The organism is Streptomyces sp. NPDC048337, from assembly GCF_043201175.1.
Lineage (GTDB): Bacteria > Actinomycetota > Actinomycetes > Streptomycetales > Streptomycetaceae > Streptomyces.
On the sequence record NZ_JBICYR010000016.1, the window covers coordinates 23,853 to 42,572 of the forward strand.

At 71.6% G+C, this 18,720-nt stretch carries 14 protein-coding genes; 4 read left to right on the forward strand and 10 right to left on the reverse strand.

The genetic code is table 11. The features are described 5' to 3' along the window. The first annotated feature begins 50 nt into the window (after window positions 1-50). Window positions 51-1,607: an MFS transporter gene (locus ACGFYU_RS24170; RefSeq protein WP_393829400.1), complete on the forward strand. Its 1,557-nt coding sequence runs from the start codon at window positions 51-53 to the stop codon at window positions 1,605-1,607. Between the two features lie 77 nt (window positions 1,608-1,684). On the opposite strand, the gene serA is transcribed toward ACGFYU_RS24170, so the two are convergent. From serA to ACGFYU_RS24200, 6 genes are all read right to left on the reverse strand, one after another. Next, the gene (gene serA / locus ACGFYU_RS24175; RefSeq protein WP_393829401.1) at window positions 1,685-3,274 is read right to left on the reverse strand and encodes a phosphoglycerate dehydrogenase; all 1,590 of its coding nucleotides are present in this window, start codon (window positions 3,272-3,274) and stop codon (window positions 1,685-1,687) included. 272 nt (window positions 3,275-3,546) lie between these two features. After that, window positions 3,547-4,548 carry a ketol-acid reductoisomerase gene (gene ilvC / locus ACGFYU_RS24180; protein WP_393829402.1) on the reverse strand — a complete coding sequence of 334 codons (1,002 nt, stop codon included), beginning with the start codon at window positions 4,546-4,548 and terminating at the stop codon, window positions 3,547-3,549. A 102-nt stretch (window positions 4,549-4,650) separates the two neighbouring features. Next, complete coding sequence (ilvN, locus tag ACGFYU_RS24185) at window positions 4,651-5,175, reverse strand: acetolactate synthase small subunit (RefSeq protein WP_031150278.1); 525 nt, start codon at window positions 5,173-5,175, stop codon at window positions 4,651-4,653. A 32-nt stretch (window positions 5,176-5,207) separates the two neighbouring features. After that, on the reverse strand, window positions 5,208-7,094 hold the full coding sequence (locus ACGFYU_RS24190) for an acetolactate synthase large subunit (protein WP_393829403.1): 1,887 nt from the start codon (window positions 7,092-7,094) through the stop codon (window positions 5,208-5,210). Between the two features lie 203 nt (window positions 7,095-7,297). Continuing rightward, window positions 7,298-10,114 carry a putative bifunctional diguanylate cyclase/phosphodiesterase gene (locus tag ACGFYU_RS24195; protein ID WP_393829527.1) on the reverse strand — a complete coding sequence of 939 codons (2,817 nt, stop codon included), beginning with the start codon at window positions 10,112-10,114 and terminating at the stop codon, window positions 7,298-7,300. Between the two features lie 348 nt (window positions 10,115-10,462). Next, window positions 10,463-11,410, reverse strand: a complete 948-nt coding sequence (locus ACGFYU_RS24200; protein WP_393829404.1) for a 2-hydroxyacid dehydrogenase — start codon at window positions 11,408-11,410, stop codon at window positions 10,463-10,465. 73 nt (window positions 11,411-11,483) lie between these two features. On the opposite strand from ACGFYU_RS24200, the gene ACGFYU_RS24205 reads away from it, so the two are divergent. The 3 genes from ACGFYU_RS24205 to ACGFYU_RS24215 all read left to right on the forward strand — a co-directional run bounded on the left by ACGFYU_RS24205 (window position 11,484) and on the right by ACGFYU_RS24215 (window position 14,051). Beyond that, window positions 11,484-12,491 (forward strand): aldo/keto reductase, encoded by a 1,008-nt coding sequence (locus ACGFYU_RS24205; protein ID WP_393829405.1) that lies wholly within the window; start codon window positions 11,484-11,486, stop codon window positions 12,489-12,491. Between the two features lie 105 nt (window positions 12,492-12,596). Then, entirely contained in the window at window positions 12,597-13,829 is a 1,233-nt protein-coding gene (locus tag ACGFYU_RS24210; protein ID WP_393829406.1) for a PQQ-dependent sugar dehydrogenase, read from the forward strand. A gap of 51 nt (window positions 13,830-13,880) precedes the next feature. Next, window positions 13,881-14,051, forward strand: a complete 171-nt coding sequence (locus tag ACGFYU_RS24215; protein ID WP_393829407.1) for a DUF6191 domain-containing protein — start codon at window positions 13,881-13,883, stop codon at window positions 14,049-14,051. Here ACGFYU_RS24215 and ACGFYU_RS24220 read toward each other — a convergent pair. The 4 genes from ACGFYU_RS24220 to ACGFYU_RS24235 all read right to left on the reverse strand — a co-directional run bounded on the left by ACGFYU_RS24220 (window position 14,014) and on the right by ACGFYU_RS24235 (window position 18,710). After that, window positions 14,014-17,079, reverse strand: a complete 3,066-nt coding sequence (locus tag ACGFYU_RS24220) for an AAA family ATPase (RefSeq protein WP_393829408.1) — start codon at window positions 17,077-17,079, stop codon at window positions 14,014-14,016. The genes ACGFYU_RS24215 and ACGFYU_RS24220 overlap by 38 nt on opposite strands. A gap of 80 nt (window positions 17,080-17,159) precedes the next feature. Continuing rightward, window positions 17,160-17,327: a hypothetical protein gene (locus ACGFYU_RS24225; protein WP_393829409.1), complete on the reverse strand. Its 168-nt coding sequence runs from the start codon at window positions 17,325-17,327 to the stop codon at window positions 17,160-17,162. 188 nt (window positions 17,328-17,515) lie between these two features. Further along, window positions 17,516-18,076, reverse strand: a complete 561-nt coding sequence (locus ACGFYU_RS24230) for a hypothetical protein (protein ID WP_393829410.1) — start codon at window positions 18,074-18,076, stop codon at window positions 17,516-17,518. 79 nt (window positions 18,077-18,155) lie between these two features. Beyond that, window positions 18,156-18,710: a GNAT family N-acetyltransferase gene (locus ACGFYU_RS24235; RefSeq protein ID WP_393829411.1), complete on the reverse strand. Its 555-nt coding sequence runs from the start codon at window positions 18,708-18,710 to the stop codon at window positions 18,156-18,158. Window positions 18,711-18,720: the final 10 nt, after the last annotated feature.

Below are 18,720 nucleotides of genomic sequence, written 5' to 3' on the forward strand. Positions count from 1 at the left end.
CTACACAGTCGTTCTAGACACGCGTTTATGACAGCTGTACATTGCTTCTCATGACGAACCCCGCCGCCACAGTGCGCCTCGCCGGCCGCCGCGAATGGATCGCTTTCACCGTTCTCGTGCTGCCCCTGCTCCTCGTCTCGATGGACGTCTCCGTCCTGTACTTCGCCATCCCGGCCATCACCCGGGAGCTGGACCCCAGCGCCACCCAGCAGCTCTGGATCTTCGACAGCTACGCCTTCGCCCTCTCCGGCCTGCTGATCACGATGGGCTCGCTCGGCGACCGGATCGGCCGCCGCAAGCTGCTGCTGATCGGCGCGACCGCCTTCGGCATCGCCTCGGTCGGCGCCGGCTACGCCACCAGCGCCGAGATGCTCATCGCGGCCCGCGTCCTGCTCGGCATCGGCGGCGCGACCCTGATGCCCTCCACGCTGGCCCTCGTGCGGAACCTCTTCCAGGACGACAAGCAGCGCGGCAAGGCCATCGCCATCTGGTCCGGTGCCATGACCGGCGGCATCGCCCTCGGCTCGGTGATGAGCGGTCTGATGCTGAACCACTTCCGGTGGGGCTCGGTCTTCCTGATCAACGTGCCCGCGATGCTGCTCCTGCTGCTCCTGGTCCCGGTCCTGGTCCCGGAGTTCAAGGACCCCGCCCCCGGCCGCTTCGACCTGCTGAGCGTTCCCCTGTCCATGGCCGCCGTGCTGCCGGTCGTCTACGGGCTCAAGGAGATCGCGGCCGAGGGATTCGAGCCCCTCTACCTCGGCTCGCTCGCCCTCGGCCTGGTCTTCGGCCTGGTCTTCGTCCGCCGCCAGCGCACACAGGACGACGCGATGGTCCCCCGGGCCCTCTTCGGCCGACGCGGATTCGGGGCGGGCATCGGCCTGGGCACCATCGCCGCCTTCGCCATGATGGGTTCGGCCTACTTCACCACCCAGTACCTGCAGTCCGTGCTCGGCATGGGCACCCTGGAAGCCGCCCTGTGGAGCCTGGCCCCCTCGGTCGTCATCGGCGCCGCGGCCCCCGTCTCCGCGGCCCTCGCCCAGAAGGTGGAGCGGGCCTACGTCATCGCCGGCGGGTTCGTCCTCGCCGCCGCCGGATTCGCCCTGGTCGGCCTCGTGGACACCGACTCGCTGTGGCTGCTGCTGACCGGCGCCGGGGTGCTGGCCTCGGGCATCGTCACCGTGATGTCCCTGGTCTCGGACATGGTGCTGGCCTCGGCCCCCGCCGAGAAGGCCGGTTCCGCCGCCTCCCTGCTGGAGACGGGCCAGGAGTTCGGCGGCGCGCTGGGCATGGCGGTGCTGGGCAGCCTGGGCACCGCGGTCTACCGCGGCGACCTGACTGGCTCCGAGCCCGCCGTCCGGGAGACCCTGGGCGGGGCGGTCGCCACCGCCCAGCAGCTCGGCGGGGCAGCCTGTGAGCAGGTGCTGGCCCTGGCCCGCGAGGCCTTCGTCCACGGAATGCAGTACGCGGCCTGGGGCGGTACGGCGCTGCTGCTCGGGGCGGCGCTGCTCGCCGCGGCGCTGCTGCGGGGCGTGGAAACCCCTGCCCCGCCCGCGGCGGAGGGGGCCGAGGTTCCCGAAGCCGGCGTGCGGGTGCCCACGTACAACTGATCGGTGCAGGTGCACGGTCCGGCGGAAAGCGTAAGGGCCCGGGGGTTTCCCCCGGGCCCTTCGCCGTGTCGTGCGGGTCAGCCGAGGCTGACCGTGCGCGCCGAGACGGCGCCGATCTCGGCCGAGATCTCCGCGAGGACGTTCGCCGGGACCTCCGCGTCGACGGTGAGGACCGCGAGGGCCTCGCCGTGCGCCTCGGCGCGGGCGACCTGCATGCCCGCGATGTTCAGGCCGGCCTCGCCGAGGATGCGGCCGACCGCACCGACCACGCCCGGGCGGTCGGCGTAGCGCAGCACGGCCATGAAGTCGGCGAGCGCCAGGTCCACGTCGTACTCGCCGATGCCGACGATCTTCTGAAGGTGCTTCGGGCCCGCGAGGGTGCCGGAGACCGAGACTTCCTGACCGTCCGACAGGGTGCCCCGTACGGTCACCACGTTGCGGTGGTCGGGGGACTCCGAGCTGGTGGTCAGGCGGACCTCGACGCCGCGCTCCTGCGCGAACAGCGGGGCGTTGACGTAGGAGACCGTCTCGTCGACGACGTCCTCGAAGACGCCCTTGAGCGCGGAGAGTTCGAGCACCTTGACGTCGTGCTGGGTGATCTCGCCGCAGACCTCGACGTCGAGGCGGACCGCGACCTCGCCCGCGAGGGCGGTGAAGATGCGGCCGAGCTTCTCGGCGAGGGGCAGGCCGGGACGGACGTCCTCGGCGATGACGCCGCCTTGGACGTTGACCGCGTCCGGTACGAGCTCTCCGGCGAGCGCGAGGCGCACCGACTTGGCGACCGCGATGCCGGCCTTCTCCTGGGCCTCGTCCGTGGACGCGCCGAGGTGCGGGGTGCAGACGACCTGGTCGAGCTCGAAGAGCGGGGAGTCCGTGCAGGGCTCCTTCGCGTAGACGTCGAGGCCGGCGCCGGCGACGCGGCCCTCCTTGATGGCCGAGTACAGCGCGGCCTCGTCCACGATCCCGCCGCGGGCGGCGTTGACGATGCGGACGGACGGCTTCACCTTGTGCAGGGCCTCGTCCCCGATGAGACCGAGGGTCTCGGGGGTCTTGGGCAGGTGCACGGTGATGAAGTCGGCGACCTCCAGGAGCTCGTCCAGCGTCAGCATCTTGACGCCCATCTGGGCGGCGCGCGCGGGCTGCACGTAGGGGTCGTACGCGACGATCTTCATGCCGAAGGCCGACATGCGCTGCGCGACCAGGACGCCGATGCGGCCGAGGCCGACGACGCCGAGGGTCTTCTCGCTGAGCTCGACGCCCGTGTACTTGTTCCGCTTCCACTCACCGTTCTTGAGGGCGGTGTTGGCCTGCGGGATGTTGCGGGCGGTGGCGACGAGCAGGCCGCAGGCGAGCTCGGCGGCGGTCACGATGTTCGAGGTCGGGGCGTTGACGACCATCACGCCGGCCTTGGTGGCGGCGGAGACGTCCACGTTGTCCAGACCGACGCCGGCGCGGGCGACGACCCGCAGCTTCTTGGCGGCGGCGATGGCCTCGGCGTCGACCTTGGTGGCCGAGCGGACCAGGATCGCGTCGACGTCGACGATCGCGGGCAGCAGTTCGGCGCGGTCGGCGCCGTTGCAGTGCCGGATCTCGAAGTCCGGGCCGAGCGCCTCGACGGTGGCGGGCGACAGCTCTTCGGCGATGAGTACGACAGGTTTCGAGCTCACGTGGGTCCTCACAAGTCCAGTGCGGACGGCCGTCCCGACGGCCGCAGGCGGTGGAGGGGGTAGCCGCGTGGAAGACGCACGACACTGTGGGCCTGACGCGTTGTGTTGAGCAGTGTATAAGCGCTGACGGACCGGATTTCCGCCTGTACGGAAGGATCACCCTTCCGGGGTTGGCCGGGTTGGACAAGCCGGGCTCGCGAGGAGCCCGATCCGGCCGGTCCCGCCTGTGCGACGGGGCCGGGACGCACCGTCCCGGCCCCGGCGCGGCGAGATCAGTTCTCGCTGCTGTCGACCCAGCTCATGAGCTTGCGCAGCTTCTTGCCGGTGGTCTCCAGCAGGTGCGCCTCGTCGGCCTTCTTGTACTCGTTGTACTTCGGCAGACCGGCCTTGTACTCGGCCATCCAGGTGTTGGCGAACTCGCCGCTCTGGATCTCCGCGAGGACCTTCTTCATCTCGGCCTTGGTGGCGTCGGTGATGACGCGGGGACCGGTGATGTAGTCGCCCCACTCGGCGGTCTCGGAGACCGACCAGCGCATCTTCTCCAGGCCGCCCTCGTACATGAGGTCCACGATGAGCTTCAGCTCGTGCAGGCACTCGAAGTACGCGATCTCCGGCTGGTAGCCGGCCTCGGTCAGGGTCTCGAAACCGGCCTTGACCAGGGCGGAGGCGCCACCGCAGAGGACGGCCTGCTCACCGAACAGGTCGGTCTCGGTCTCCTCGGTGAAGGTGGTCTTGATGACGCCGGCGCGGGTGCCGCCGATGCCGGCCGCGTACGAGAGCGCGAGGTCGAAGGCGCTGCCCGAGAAGTCCTGCTCGACGGCCGCGATGCACGGAACGCCGCGACCCTCCTCGTACTGGCGGCGGACCAGGTGGCCCGGGCCCTTCGGGGCGACGAGGGCGACGTCCACGTTGGCCGGGGGCTTGATGAAGCCGTAGCGGACGTTGAAGCCGTGGCCGAAGAAGAGCGCGTCGCCCTCCTTGAGGTGGTCCTTGATGGACTCCTCGTAGATCTCGGCCTGCAGCGGGTCCGGCGTCAGGATCATGATGACGTTCGCCCACTCGGCGGCCTCGGCCACGGGGACGACCTTCAGGCCCTGCTCCTCGGCCTTGGCCTTGGACTTCGAGCCCTCCTTCAGGCCGACGACGACGTCGACGCCGGAGTCACGGAGCGACAGCGCGTGGGCGTGGCCCTGGCTGCCGTAACCGATGACCGCGACCTTGCGGCCCTGGATGATGGACAGGTCGGCGTCGTTCTCGTAGAACAGCTCGGCCACTGGGATATCTCCTTGGTGCGCTGGTGTTGCACCCACCGTACGGCGGGGAACGGAATCTGAGTTTCGGGTCTCGCTATGCGAACTGACGCATGATCCGGACGGTCAGGCGCTGCGGTCGAGCGCCCGCAGGCTGCGGTCCGTGATGGACCGGCCGCCACGCCCTATGGCGATGGTGCCGGACTGCACGAGCTCCTTGATGCCGAAGGGCTCCAGCATCTTGAGCATCGCGCCGAGCTTGTCGGCACCGCCGGTGGCCTCGATGGTCACGGCCTCCGGGGAGACGTCGACCGTCTTGGCGCGGAACAGCTGGACGATCTCGACGATCTGCGACCGCGTCTCGTTGTCGGCGCGGACCTTCACCAGAACGAGTTCGCGCTCGATCGCGTTGTGCGATTCCAGCTCGACGATCTTGAGCACGTTGACCAGCTTATTCAGCTGCTTGGTCACCTGCTCGAGGGGCAGGTCCTCGACATTCACGACGATGGTGATGCGGGAGATGTCGGGGTGCTCGGTGACACCGACCGCGAGGGAGTCGATGTTGAACCCGCGGCGGGAGAACAGCGCGGCGATCCGGGCGAGGATGCCGGGCGTGTTCTCGACCAGGACGGAGAGCGTGTGCTTGGACATGTGAGTCGTTCTCTCTCTCAGGCTCTCTCGGCTCAGTCGTCTTCGTTGTCGCCGAAGTCGGGACGGACGCCCCGGGCTGCCATGACCTCGTCGTTGGAGGTGCCGGCGGCGACCATCGGCCACACCATGGCGTCCTCGTGGACGATGAAGTCGATCACGACCGTACGGTCGTTGATCGCGTTGGCCTCGGCGATGACCTTGTCCAGGTCGGCCGGGTCCTCGCAGCGCAGCGCCACACAGCCCATGGCCTCGGACAGCTTGACGAAGTCCGGGACGCGGGTGCCCTTGCGGGGGGCGACGGACTCGCCGAGCTGGGAGCCGACGGTGTCGTGGCCGGTCTCGTCCGCGTGCAGCACGGTGTTGGAGTACCGCTGGTTGTAGAACAGGGTCTGCCACTGGCGGACCATGCCCAGCGCACCGTTGTTGATGATCGCGACCTTGATCGGGATGTTGTTCAGCGCGCAGGTGACCAGTTCCTGGTTGGTCATCTGGAAGCAGCCGTCACCGTCGATCGCCCAGACCGTGCGCTCCGGCATGCCGACCTTGGCGCCCATCGCGGCCGGGACCGCGTAGCCCATGGTTCCGGCGCCGCCGGAGTTCAGCCACGTGCGGGGCTCCTCGTACTTGACGAAGTGCGAGGCCCACATCTGGTGCTGGCCGACGCCGGCCGCGTAGATGGTGCCCTTCGGCGCGAGCGCGCCGATCCGCTCGATGACCTGCTGCGGCGAGAGCATGCCGTCCTCGGGCAGGTCGTAGCCCAGCGGGTAGGTGTCGCGCCAGCGGCTGAGGTCCTTCCACCAGGCGCTGTAGTCGCCGGCGTTGCCCTCGGTGTGCTCGGCCTGGACGGCCTGGATCAGGTCGGCGATGACCTCGCGGGCGTCGCCGACGATCGGGACGTCGACGGCGCGGTTCTTGCCGATCTCGGCCGGGTCGATGTCCGCGTGGATGATCTTGGCGAACGGGGCGAAGCTGTCGAGCTTGCCGGTGACGCGGTCGTCGAAGCGGGTGCCGAGCGCGATCAGCAGGTCCGACTTCTGGAGCGCGGTGACGGCGGTGACCGCGCCGTGCATGCCGGGCATGCCGACGTGCAGCGGGTGGCTGTCGGGGAAGGAGCCGAGGGCCATCAGGGTGGTGGCGACCGGGGCCCCGGTCAGCTCGGCGAGCACCTTCAGCTCGGCGGTCGCGCCGGACTTCATGACGCCGCCGCCGACGTACAGGACCGGGCGCTTGGCCTGGCAGATGAGCTTGGCGGCCTCGCGGATCTGCTTGGCGTGCGGCTTGGTGACCGGCCGGTAGCCCGGGAGGTCCTGGGTGGGCGGCCAGGAGAAGGTGGTCTTCGCCTGGAGGGCGTCCTTGGCGATGTCGACCAGGACCGGGCCCGGACGGCCGGTGGCGGCGATGTGGAACGCCTCGGCGATCGTCTTCGGGATGTCCTCGGCCTTGGTGACCAGGAAGTTGTGCTTGGTGATCGGCATGGTGATGCCGACGATGTCCGCCTCCTGGAAGGCGTCGGTGCCGATCGCCTTGGAGGAGACCTGGCCGGTGATCGCGACGAGCGGGACGGAGTCCATGTGGGCGTCCGCGATCGGGGTGACCAGGTTGGTGGCGCCCGGGCCGGAGGTGGCCATACAGACGCCGACCTTGCCGGTGGCCTGCGCGTAGCCGGTGGCGGCGTGGCCGGCTCCCTGCTCGTGGCGGACCAGGATGTGACGGACCTTCTTCGAGTCCATCATCGGGTCGTACGCGGGAAGGATGGCGCCGCCCGGAATACCGAAGACGGTGTCGCACCCCACCTCTTCGAGAGAGCGGATGAGGGACTGCGCGCCCGTGACGTGCTCAACTGCGGCGGGCTGGTGTCCGCCGGAACGGGGCCGCGGCTGCGGATGGTGGGCCCCGGTGGCCTGCTCGGTCATCGGCATTCTCTTCTCGAAGCTGAGGGTTTTACGGGATTCGACTCTGTGCCAGTGCAACAAAAAACCCCTCGTGCCGGTGGGCAAGCGAGGGGAGCGCGTCGGGTGCGTTGAGCGGGGACATGCTGGTCCCGGCTTCAGCCGACGCGCTTTCCAAGTACGAGAATTCGGGTGCGCATGGCATTGACCCTCCCTCCGGCGGGAGGGTGATGTCAAGTAGGTGGGACGGGCGTCTCATTATGTGAGCCTCTGCGGATGGCCATCGAGCCCCCGGGCGAACCTCCGGCCAGGGCGGGTTGGACCGCCCCACCCGGTACTGGGAAAGTACCGCGCACGAGCGCGCGCCGCAGCCTGTATTCGTCGAGCGGCCCGGAGAAGGCCATTCCCTGGCCGTGGGTGCATCCCATGGCGCGCAAGGCCATGACCTGCTCGGGAAGATCCACCCCGTCGGCCACGGACTGCATGCCCAGGTCGTTTGCAATCCGCAACAATCCTGCGGTGATCTTGTGGAGGCGGGCGGACTCGACGACCCCTTCCACCAGGCCGCGGTCCAGCTTGAGCATGTCCACCGGGAGCCGACGCAGGGCGCTGATGGCCGCGTAGCCGCTGCCGAAGCCGTCGAGGGCGATGCCCACCCCGAGCCGGTGCAGGGCCGTCAGGCGCCGCTCCAGGTCGTCGAAGGGCACTCTGGGGTCGGATACGGCCAGTTCGAGGATCAGGGCCCCTGAGGGGAGCCCGTGCCGGGTCAGCAGGGCTTCCACGGAGCCGAGGGGTACGGCCCGGTCCAGGAGCCGCTGGGCGGTCATCCGGACGGCCACGGGTACGCCGTGCCCCGCCCGGTGCCGGTCTGCGGCCTGCTCCACGGCCTCCTCCAGCAGCCAGCGCCCCAGCTCGGCGGTGCGCGAGGCATCGGGAGCGGCTCCGGCGGCGGCGCCCTCGCTGTGTTCGGCCACACGGAGGAACTCCGCCGGGGTGAAGAGGATCCCCTGGGCGGAGCGCCAGCGTGCCTGGGCGGCCACCGCCGAGACCTCGCCGGTGGCCAGCGAGACCACCGGCTGGTGCAGCAGGGCGAACTCCCCCTCGTGCAGTGCGGTCCGCAGCCGCCCCGCCAGCTCGGCCTTCCGTACGACCTCGGCCTGCATCTGCGGGGCGTACAACTCGACACGGTCCTTGCCTCCCGCCTTGGCCCGGTACATCGCGAGATCCGCGTTGCGCATCAGGTCCGAAGGGGTGATGCCGGGGTCGGCGAAGGCCACCCCGATGCTCGCGGCGACCCTCACCTCGCTCCCGGCGATCCGGTACGGCTGGGAGAGAGTGGTGCGCAGCCGGTCGGCGATCTCGTGGACCTGGTACTCGCGGGCGCTGCGGTCGCGGCTGCCGTCGCCCAGGATCAGCGCGGCGAACTCGTCGCCGCCGAGACGGGCCGCGGTGTCCCCGGCCCGGACGGAGTCCTGGAGCCGGCGCGCGGCCTCGATGAGCAGCTCGTCGCCCGCCTGGTGGCCGATGGTGTCGTTGACCGCTTTGAAGCCGTCGAGGTCGATGAAGAGCACGGCGGTGCTGTGGTCGCCCGCGCGCCGGCCGGTCAGGGCCTGGCGGACCCGTCGGGTGAACAGGGCACGGTTGGGCAGGTCGGTGAGCGGATCGTGCTCGGCGCTGTGCTGGAGCTGTGCCTGGAGCCGGACCCGCTCGGTGACGTCCCGGCTGTTGAGGATGAGCCCGCCGTGGTGGCGGTTGACGGTGGACTCCACATTGAGCCACTCACCGCCGCCCGACTTGAACCGGCACTCGATGCGGGTGGTGGGTTCCTCGGTGGGCGGTGCGGCGAGGAAGCGGCGCACCTCGTGGACCACCCGGCCCAGGTCGTCGGGGTGGATCAGGGTGGCGAGCTCGGTGCCGACGAGCTCCTCCGCCTCGCGGCCGTAGACCCCGGCCGCGGCGGGGCTCACGTACCGCAGGGTGCCGGTGGGCGCGGCGATCATGATGACGTCGCTGGAGCCCTGGACCAGGGAGCGGAAGTGGTTCTCCTTCTGGGCCAGTTCCTGGGTCAGCGCGATGTTGTCGAGGAGCATGATGCCCTGGCGGATGACGAGGGCGAGGATCACCGTGCAACCGGTGAAGACGACCATCCGGTCCACCTTCCGGCCGTCCACGACGTTGTAGAGGATCCCCAGGGTGCACACGGCGGCCGCGAGGTACGGAGTGAGGGCGGGCAGCGAGCCGGTGATCGGGCGGCTGTGCGCCCGCTCGGCGCGCGGGTGGTGGCCGACGGGCTGCGGGCCCGGGTGGACCCGGCGGGCGCCCCAGGGCGCGTACGCGAGCAGCAGCGAGCCCGCGAACCAGCCGGCGTCGAGCAGCTGGCCGGACTGGTACCCGGCGCTGAGCAGCGGCGAGGTGAACAGGGCGTCGCTGAGCACGGTCAGGGCGAGCGCCGCGATGGCGGTGTTGACGGCGGAGCGGTTGGTCTCGGAGCGCCGGAAGTGCAGGACCAGGACCATCGAGACGAGCGCGATGTCCAGGAGCGGGTAGGCGAGGGAGAGCGCGGCGCGCGGGACGCTGCCGGGGGCGCCGGACTGGGCGGTCCGCGCCGCGTGGGCGAGGGCCAGGCTCCAGGACAGGGTGAGCAGCGAGCCGCCGATGAGCCAGGAGTCGAGCCCTAGGCACACCCAGCCGGCGCGCGTGACGGGCCGTTTGGCGAGGACGAGCAGGCCCACGATGGCGGGCGGGGCGAAGCAGAGGAAGGCGAAGTCGGCGAGCGAGGGCTTGGGCACGGATTCGCCGAGGATCACCTCGTACCAGCCCCAGACGGCGTTGCCGCCGGCACCCATCAGCGAGGAGAAGGCGAAGAGCAGCCAGGCGGGCCGTTCACGGCTGTCGATGGCCCGCGCGTAGGTGTAGCAGGAGACCGCCGCGAGTAAGCCGGCGGCGCTGAGTCCGAAGTCTCCCATGATCTGGGCGACTTCCTCCGAGCCCCAGTTGAGGGCGGCACCGACGGCGTACCCGCCGCTGATCACCGCCAGCAGCAGCTGCATCGCCAGGCCCTTGCCTCCGCCCGAGAGGGACGGACGGTTCAGGAGGGCCGCCCCCGGGACACTCACCGGTCCCCCTCGCCGACTGGTTCCGGCGCAGCCCAGTCTCGGCAGCGTCGCCTCCGGCGGCTTTGCCGCATCGGATCCTTCGTCCATTGGCCGTGCATCGCCCGTCGCCCCCCAAAGTGTCCGATCACTCCCCAGCGCCAGACGTTCGTGGCGCAGCCCCTTCTTCCGGACGATACACCACTTTCGTCACTCAGGGACATACCTTCTCTACTCTCCGTTACCACGGAGGGAGTTGCACCCACGGGACGCGTCGGATCGACTGCGGAGCGTACGCACTCCGTCTCACTCGGTGATCAGCACCGTGTGCTCCACGGGCTCTCCGGCGGCGAACCGGGTGAGCTGGCGCGCCAGCAGGCGCTTGGCCCGGGGTTCGAACGCCGAGCTGCTGCCCCCGACATGAGGTGTGATCAGGACGTTCGGAGCATGCCAGAGCGGGTGGCCGGCGGGCAGCGGTTCCGGGTCGGTGACGTCGAGCGCCGCGCGCAGCCGCCCCGACTCCACCTCCGCCAGGAGGGACTTGGTGTCGACGACGGGGCCGCGGGCCACGTTCACCAGCAGGGCGCCGTCCTTCATGCGGCCCAGGAACGCGGCGCCGGCCAGGCCCCGGGTGGCGTCGGTTAGCGGGGTCGTGAGGATCACCACATCGGCCTGCGGCAGGAGTTCGGGCAGGTCGGCCAGGGCGTGGACGGGGCCGCGGGCATTGTCGCGCGCGGATCGGGCGACGCGCGCGATCCGCCCGCACTCGAAGGGCGTGAGCCGGTCCTCGACGGCCGCGCCGATCGATCCGTAGCCGACGATCAGGACGGACTTGTCGGCGAGGGCCTCGTAGAAGCCGCCGTGCCACTCCTCGCGGTCCTGGCCCCGGACCATGCGGGGGATGCCGCGCAGGGAGGCGAGGACCAGTGCGAGGGCGAGTTCGGCGGTGCTCGCCGTGTGGACGCCGGCCGCGTTGCAGAGCCGTACGCCGGGGTGCAGGTCGCCGAGGCCGCCCAGGACGTGGTCGATTCCGGCGGTCAGGGTCTGCACGACCCGGAGGTTGGGCATCGCCGCCAGCGGGCGGACCGTGACCTCCGGGGACTTCATGTACGGGGTGACGTAGAAGAGGCAGTCGGCCGGATCGGCCGGGAAGGCGTCCTCACCGTCCCACAGGCGGTACCGGAAGGTGTCGGGGAGGCCCTCGATCTCCTCGGCGGGGAAGGGGAGCCAGACGTCGGCGGTCTTTGCGGTCATGATCAGGAGGCTATGCCAAGGGATAAGGATCAAGCCGTTAGTTTGGGGGCGGGAGCAGGAGGGGGACGCAGGGGTGGAGCGCAGGTCGATCGGGGCGGGGGCGCTGACGGTGGGCGCCATCGGGCTCGGCTGCATGCCGATGAGCTGGGCGTACGCGCCTTCGCGGCGGCGGGGTCAGGAGTCGCTGGCCGCCGTGCACGCGGCTCTGGACCTGGGGTCGAACCTGCTGGACACGGCCGATGTGTACGGGCCGTTCACCAATGAGCTGCTGCTGGGGCGGGTGCTGCGGGAACGGCGGTCCGAGGCGTTCGTTTCGGCCAAGGTGGGCCTGCGGGCGGGTGATCAGCACGTGGTGGCCGACGGGCGGCCCGGCTATCTGCGCCGGGCCTGCGACGCCTCGCTGCGGCGACTGCGGACCGATGTCATAGACCTCTACCAGCTGCACCGGGTGGATCCGGACGTGCCGGTGGAGGAGACGTGGGGGGCCATGGCGGAGCTGGTGGGCGCGGGGAAGGTGCGGGCGCTCGGGTTCTGCGCGCTGGGTGCGGGGGCCGGGCCGGGGGCGGGGCGGCGCGGGGACCGGGCGTACGCGACGACCGTGCGGCACCTGGAGCGGGCCCAGCAGGTGTTCCCGGTGAGCGCGGTCCAGGCGGAGCTGTCGGTGTGGTCGCCGGAGGCGGCGTGGCAGCTGCTGCCCTGGTGCGCGGCGCGCGGGGTGGGGTTCCTGGCGGCGATGCCGCTGGGCAGCGGGTTCCTGACCGGAACGCTCACGCCGGGCGAGGGCTTCGAGTCGGAGGACGTGCGGGCCCGGCATCCGCGGTTCACGGCGTACGCGATGGCCTCGAACCAGGGGTTGGTGGCGGGGCTGCGGCGGGTGGCGGAGCGGCACGGGCCCGAGGTCACGGCCGCGCAGGTGGCGCTGGCGTGGGTGCTGGCACAGGGGCCGCAGGTGGTTCCGGTGCCGGGGGCGGACCGGGCGCGCTGGGCGGCGGAGAACGCCCGGGCGGCGGAGGTGCGGCTCACGGCCGGGGATCTGGCCGAGATCGCGGCGCTCCCGGGCGCGGTGGAGGCCTGGGACTGACCCACAACCACTCGATCGAGTGTACGAGTGGTGGAACTTCGGGAACCGGCCGGGCTGTTGAGACACGTGAAGGGCACGATCGGAGGACGGGAAGGGAGCAGGGCCATGCGATACGGACGGGTGGGGACCGCGGGGCGGGGCGCGGGGCGTCGGGGCGTGCTGGAGGCGGTCGCGCTGGCCGGGTGCGGGGCGTTGCTGGCGGCGGGATGCTCGCCGGAGGGCGGTCCGGGGGCGCGGCCGGGGGGCTCGCCACCGGGGACGGCCTCGGCGGGCTCCGGATCGCCGGGGGCCGCGGCTTCGGCCTCGGGGGCGTCCGCCTCTCCGGAGGCCTCCGGGCCGCCGGCGAAGGGTTCGGTGACGGTGACCGGGGAGGTGGCCAAGGGCCTGGAGTCCCCGTGGGGGGTGGCCCCGCTGCCCGGCGGGGACCTGCTGGTGGCCTCGCGGGACAAGGGGACGATCAGCAGGGTCGCGGTGGGCTCGGGCGCGGTGACGCAGATCGGGAAGGTGCCCGGGGTGGCCCCGGGCGGGGAGGGCGGGCTGCTGGGTCTGGCCCTGTCGCCCTCGTTCGCCTCGGACCGGCTGGTGTACGCGTACTTCACGACCGAGTCCGACAATCGCATCGCCCGGATGCGCTATGACGAACAGCGGCCTCCCGGACAGCAACTGGGCGCGCCCGACACGGTGCTCCGGGGCATCCCGAAGGGCCTGATCCACAACGGCGGGCGGATCGCCTTCGGCCCGGACAAGATGCTCTACGCGGGGACGGGCGAGACGGGTGACACCGGGCTCGCGCAGGACAAGAAGTCGCTGGGCGGCAAGATCCTGCGGATGACCCCCGACGGGGAGCCGGTGCACGGCAATCCGGAGGCGGACTCGGTCGTCTACTCCTACGGGCACCGCAATGTGCAGGGCCTCGCCTGGGACAAGGACAAGCGGCTGTGGGCGTCCGAGTTCGGCCAGCACACCTGGGACGAGCTGAATCTGATCGAGCCGGGCGCCAATTACGGCTGGCCGGAGGCCGAGGGGAAGGCGGGCAGACCGGGCTTCCGGGATCCGGTGGCGGTCTGGAAGACGGACGAGGCCTCGCCGAGCGGGATCGCCTGGGCCGAGGGGTCGGTGTGGATGGCCGGGCTGAAGGGGAACCGGCTGTGGCGGATCCCGCTGGCCGGGGCGGTGCCGGTGGCGGAGCCCGAGGCCTTCCTGGAGGGGAAGTACGGCCGGCTGCGGACGGTGGTGGCTCTCGGCGGGGACAAATTGCTGCTGGTCACGAGCGAGACGGACGGGCGCGGGTCGCCGGAAGCGGGCGACGACAGGATCCTGACACTGACGGTGCGGTAACCGGCATGGCCCCGGCAGGGGACGAAGGGTGCGGTGGGCGCGGTGTTCAACATGATCGAGGAACTGTTCAATCCGGGGCGGGGGCACACGGACGAGGAGAAGAAGCGGCTGGAGCTGTCCCGGGTCGACGTCAATGACGGGGACCCGGGACGGGGGCCGATAGACCTCGACTCCGGCACGGTGCTCATACGCCTCGGCGAGCATCCTCCGGCTGGGCGCTGACGGGCCCGGAGGGGGCGAAGAGGCGCAGCCGGTGGGCGAGGGCGGCCGCCTCGCCCCGGCCGGCGACGCCCAGCTTCGCCAGGATGTTCGAGACGTGCACGCTGGCGGTCTTCGGGGAGATGAAGAGCTCCTCCGCGATCTTGCGGTTGGTGCTGCCCGCCGCCACCAGGCGCAGGACGTCCCGCTCGCGGCTGGTCAGGCCCAGTGCCTCGACGGGGTCGGCCTGACGTGCGGGCGGGTCGGGGAGGGTGGCGGTGGCGGTGAGCGGGAGCCGGGCACGCTGGGCGAGCAGGGCCAGGTCCTCGCGCAGCCGGCGTGCGCCGAGGCCGTCGGCGGTGGTGTAGGCCGCGCGGAGCAGGGCGGCCGCGGGCTCGCGGTCGCCGCCCGCGGCCAGCAGGGCCTCGGCGAGCCGGTGGCGGGCCCTGGCCAGCAGGTAGGGGCGCTCCAGCGGGCGGATGGCCTCCTCGACGGCGGTCCAGTCGGCGAGGGTGTCCAGGGCCTGCGCCCGGAGCAGCTCGGCACGCAGGTACTCGGCGTGGGCGCACCACACCGGGGCCGGGGTGGGCAGGGCCCGGGCGGCCTTCCTCAGGACGTCCAGGGCGGCTTCCCGGCCGGCGTCGGCGGCCGGGAGTCCCCGGGAGTCCGCCTCCGCGGTGGCGGAGGCGAGCAGCAGCGGCCAGGCGTAGCGGTGCTGCCCGAGCCGGAACCCGTAGGCGACGGCGGCGGCCGTCTCGGCGCGGACGTCGGTGATCCGGCCCTCCCCCGCGGCGATGCCGACCGCGAGGCGGTACAGCGGTATGCGGTGCTGGGGCTGGACGTCGTGGGTGCCGAAGTGGCCGTGGGCGGCGGCGAGCTGCTGGGCCGCCTCGCTCGACTCGCCGCGCGCGAGCGCCAGATAGGCGAGCCGGGCGGCGGCTGCGCCGCGCGGGGCCGCGCTCTGCCCCACGAGCAGGGTGCGCCGGGCCGCCTCGGCGGCCTCGTCCCAGCGGCCGAGGCTGTACAGGCTCTCCGCCATGTTGCCGCGAACCCAGGCCTCGATGTCCAAGAGCCTGGATTTCCTGACCAGTTCGGCCCCTTGTTCGGCCAGTTCCACGGCTTCGGGGGACCGGCCCATGCTTTCCAGCTGAGAGGTGAGATTGATATGTGCACGTCCCACGAGCACGGCGAGGTCGAGTTCCGTGGCCCGTTCCCTGACCGCGTGCATTTCGGCCAGGCCCCGTTCGGGGTCGCCGGAGTCGGTGAGGAGGCAGCCGACCGTGATCCGGGCGTTGAGTTCCACGTCCTCGGCGCCGACCATCCGCGCGTACTCGACGGCTCGTTCGGCGGCGGCGATGTTCCCCGGGCCGGGGTCGTGGAGCATGCCCCAGCCCGCGGCCCGGACCAGGACCTCGGCGTGCACCTGGGACGGGGGCAACCCCTGGACGAGGTCCTGCGCCTTGGCGATCTCGTCCCATCCGTCGCTCCGGCCGAGGCTCTGGACCAGCCGGGAGCGCTCGGTCCAGAACCAGGCGGCCCGCAGCGGGTCGTGGCCGTCGTCCAGCAGGCGCAGCGCCATCTTGGTGATCTTCAGGGCGCGTTCCCGCTCACCTCCGTAGCGGGCCGCGACGGTCGCCTCGGCCAGCAGGTCCAGGTGCTGGAGCGGGGTGGTCGCCGGGTCGCAGCCGCACGGCGGGTACACCTCGGTGTAGTCCGCCGGGCGCAGCGCCTCGCGGACCTCCTCCGGGGCGCTCTCCCACAGGTCCATCGCCCGTTCCAGCAGGCGCAGCTGCTCGGAGTAGGCGTGCCGGCGGCGGGCGGCCACGGAGGCCGACAGGACGGCGGGCAGCGCCTTGGACGGATCGTTGGCGTGGTACCAGTAGCTCGCCAGCCGGATGACCCGCTCCTCGGTGCGGATCAGCGTGTCGTCGGCCTCCAGGGCCTCGGCGTAGCGGCGGTTGACGCGGGCCCGCTCACCGGGCAACAGGTCGTCGCTGACGGCCTCGCGGACCAGCGAGTGGCGGAATCGGTAGCCGTCTCCGTCCTGGGTGGCGAGCAGGATGTTGGCCCCGACCGCGGCCCGCAGCGCCTCGATCAGCGCGTCCTCGCCGAGCCCGGCGACGGCGCGCAGGAGTGGGTACTCGATGGTGGAACCGCCCTCGGCGACGATGCGGACCACGCGCTGGGCCTCATCGGGGAGGACCTCGACCCGGACGAGGAGCAGGTCGCGCAGGGATTCTGTGAGCCCGGCGCGGCATCCGTTCTCGCGGGAGGCGACGAGTTCCTCGACGAAGAAGGCGTTGCCGTCGGACCGCTCGAAGACGGAGTCGACGAAGTCCTCGTCCGGCTGCGAGGCGAGGATGCCGGCGAGTTGGCGGCGTACTTCGGCGCGGTTGAAGCGGGGCAGCTCGATGCGCCGGACCGTGCGGAGCCGGTCCAGTTCGGCGAGGAGGGGGCGCAGCGGGTGGCGGCGGTGGACGTCGTCGGCGCGGTAGGTGGCGACCACGACGAGGCGGCCGCTCCCGAGGGCCCGGAAGAGGTAGGACAGCAGGTGCCGGGTGGAGGTGTCCGCCCAGTGCAGGTCCTCCAGGACGAGGACGACGGTGCGGTCGGCGGCGAGGCGTTCCAGCATCCGGGCCGTCAGCTCGAAGAGGCGTGCGGTGCTCTCCTCGTCGTGCGGGCCGCGCGGGGTGTCGCCGAGCTCGGGCAGGATCCGGGCGAGTTCGTCCTCCTGGCCGGCGGCCGCGGCGGCCAGCTCGTCGGGGAGCGCGCGGAGCAGATTGCGCAGCGCGGTCGAAAACGGGGCGAAGGGGAGCCCCTCCGCCCCGATCTCCACACAACCTCCGACGGCCACCACGGCGCCCCGCCGGGTCGCCTCACAGAGGAACTCCTCGGTGAGGCGGGTCTTGCCGACCCCTGCCTCTCCCCCGATGAGCAGCGCCTGCGGCTCCTGGCCGGCGGCTCGCGTCAGTGCGTCGGTGAGTACGGCCAGTTCGTCGGCGCGGCCGACGAACACCGGGCTGACAGATCTGGTCTCCACGTCGGCGAGCATCGCACAGACGTCCTGCCCGGCGGCACTCGTTGTCGGTGCGCTTCTCATCACGTGTCAGTTCACGCGGGTCGCGGCGCGGCTCACGCGGCGCGGGCGAAGCGGCTCCGGTTCCCTCTCACCGACCCTTCGGGTTCCTGGCTTCGCGAGGCCGCGCGCCGCGCCTTCTTGGCCTCGCGGATCAGGCGGTACTCGTCGGCCTGGCGGATGAGGTCGGCGCGACGGGCGGTGGCGATCTCGTACTCGAACATCTCGTACTCCCTGGTTGCGTTTCCCGGTCACCTCGTTCGGTGTGATCCAAGCTTCGCGTCTCAGGGGGTCCCGGGGCATCGGGCGCATGCCGCATCTGCCGGGGGCAGGGGGCCTTAGACCCGGGCCGAAGGTCCCCCGTCCGGGCGGGGGATGCCTAAGGCGATGCCTAGCCGGGGGCCGGCCGGGACTAGCCGGCTGCCTTCGGGATGACGAGGAGGAGGTCGAAGTACATGAGGACGAAGAGCAGGATGCCGAGGGCGCCGAGTGCGATGGACGCCCAGGAGACGGACCGGACCCAGGTGGGGAGGTGGCGCTCGGGGGTGCCGAAGGCGGGGAGGGCCAGCACGAAGACGGCGATGATCAGGGCGAGGGTGGAGAAGATGCCGTTCACCAGGGCGGTGCTGTGCCACGGGCCGACGAACTGGGCGGCGATCTGCGCGTTGGCGTCGGCGGCCTGGGTCAGTTCCAGGCGGTTGGTGACGCTCGTGCGCTCGGACACGATGCCCGCGACCCAGCTGCCGCTCAGGGCGACGACGGACAGGCCCGCGGCCACGATCGCGGAGGCGGCGGCTCCGACGTGGCTCGGCTCCTCGTCCTCGTCCTGCTCCGCGGCGAGCGCCTCCGCCTCGGCGTCCTCGTCCAGGTCCGCGGCAGGGTCCTGGTCCAGGTCGGCGGCTTCGGCCGTGGGGTCGGTGTCGGCCTTGTCCAGGTCGACGGCGTTCGGGGCGGGGGTCTTCGTGGTGTCCATGCGGGGCACCGTAGGCGGCCCGCATGAGAGGTTCATGAGAAATCCCGCGGGCCCCGCGGCGACGGGGCCCGCGGACGGCTCAGGCGGAGCGGACGGCGGGCCATTCGTGGGCGAGGACCGCCCAGACCTCGGTGCTCTGGCGCACCCCCCGGTGCAGGTGGTTCTCGCGCATCACGCCCTCGCGGGTCAGTCCGAGGCGCTCGGCGACCGCGATGCTCTTCTTGTTCTCGGTGGCGACGTGCCACTCGACGCGGTGCATGCCGCGCCCGTTGAAGGCCCAGTCGATGAGCACCCGGCAGGCGGCGGTGACGAGCCCTCGTCCGGCGGCGGCGGGCTCCAGCCAGCAGCCGACCTCGCAGTTGCCGCCGGCCGCGTCGAAGGCCGGGTAGAGCACGCCGCCGCGGAGGGTGCCCTCGACCCAGATGCCGAAGAACCGGGTGCTGTCGTTGGCGGCCTTCTCGGCGTTGGTGCGGAGCAGCTCGCGCGCCGAGTCCAGGTCGGTGGCGCGGTCGGGGAAGCCGACGTGCTGGCCGATGTACTCACGGCCGCGGTCCATGTGGGCGAGGAACTCCTCGGCGTGCCACACCTCCAGCGGCTTCAGCTGGGCGTCTTCGGCCAGGTCTATCGCGAACATGCGGGGAGTC